2 protein-coding genes are annotated in these 1209 nt (G+C 75.1%); both read left to right on the forward strand.

What is annotated here, in order from left to right; genetic code table 11:
* The first annotated feature begins 240 nt into the window (after positions 1 to 240).
* Positions 241 to 813 carry a TetR/AcrR family transcriptional regulator gene (locus ACWEVO_RS36770; protein WP_452311987.1) on the forward strand — a complete coding sequence of 191 codons (573 nt, stop codon included), beginning with the start codon at positions 241 to 243 and terminating at the stop codon, positions 811 to 813.
* 101 nt (positions 814 to 914) lie between these two features.
* Positions 915 to 1209 (forward strand): TIGR04222 domain-containing membrane protein (locus ACWEVO_RS36775; protein WP_452311988.1); only part of this gene is annotated, 295 nt, incomplete at its 3' end.

Genomic DNA, 1209 nt, shown 5'->3' on the forward strand with positions numbered 1-1209 from the left:
CCGTGTGGACTACCTTGCGCGCCCGCCCGGGGGGGGGGGGGGGGGGGGGTCCCGGGCGGGGGCGCGGGGGACCGGCGTGGCCTGCACGGCGGCCACGGTCAACGGGTGGGCGGGAAGCGGGGCGGCCTGGGTCACCGGCCGATCGTAACCGGGTCCCCCGGCCGGGTGATCATGCGAAAAGCGCATCTCAAGCCGTACGTACGGTTTGCATCCGCCGAGGTGGCCTGCGACGATCGGTGCGTGCCCAGAGTAAGCCAGGACCAGCTCGACGCGCGCCGACAGGAGATCCTGGCCGCCGCCCGGGCGTGTTTCGCCCGCCACGGCTACGAGGGCGCCACCGTTCGCCGGCTGGAGGAGGCCACCGGGCTCTCCCGGGGAGCGATCTTCCACCACTTCCGGGACAAGGACTCGCTCTTCCTCGCGGTCGCCGAGGACGACGCGGCGGTCATGGTGGAGACCGTCGCGCGCAACGGCCTGGTCCAGGTGATGCGGGACCTGCTCGCCCGGGCGATCTCCCCGGACACCACCGGCTGGCTCGGCAGCCAGCTGGAGGTCTCCCGGCGGCTGCGCACCGACCCGGCGTTCGCCAAGCGCTGGGCGGAACGCTCCGCGGCCATCGCCGAGGCCACCCGGGACCGCCTGCTGCGCCAGCGGGAGGCCGGCGTGCTCCGCGACGACGTGCCGATCGACGTGCTGGCCCAGTTCCTCGAGCTGGCGTACGACGGGTTGGTGCTGCACCTGGCGATGGGCCGCCCGGCCGGCGACCTGGGCCCCGTGCTCGACCTCGTCGAGGAGGCGGTACGCCGGCACTGACCGGCCGGGTCTCGGTCCGGTAACTGCCCCCGACGGGCCGGATCAGCACTGGCGGGTCTGCTCCACAATGGGCCGCGATCCCCTCGCGACAGGAGCAGAGCATGACCGTCCTCGCCGCACCGGGCGACACCTGGGGCATCCCCGGCCCGGTCTTCCTGCGCTGGTATCTCCTGGCCGCCGCCGTGCTGGTGGTGGGCACCGTCATCCACCGGTTCCGCGGGCTGTCCGGCAGCACCGCCGGCACCGGCGGGCAGCTCGGGCCGCAACAGGTCGCGTACCTCAACGGGGGCGACCAGCTCGCCGTCTGGACGGCGCTCGGTGGGCTGCGCCGGGCCGGCGCGGTCGGTGTGGCGCCCGACCGGCGGATCGTTCCCGGCGGCCCGCTGCCGGCCGGCG

The sequence above is a fragment of the Micromonospora sp. NPDC003776 genome (assembly GCF_053605645.1).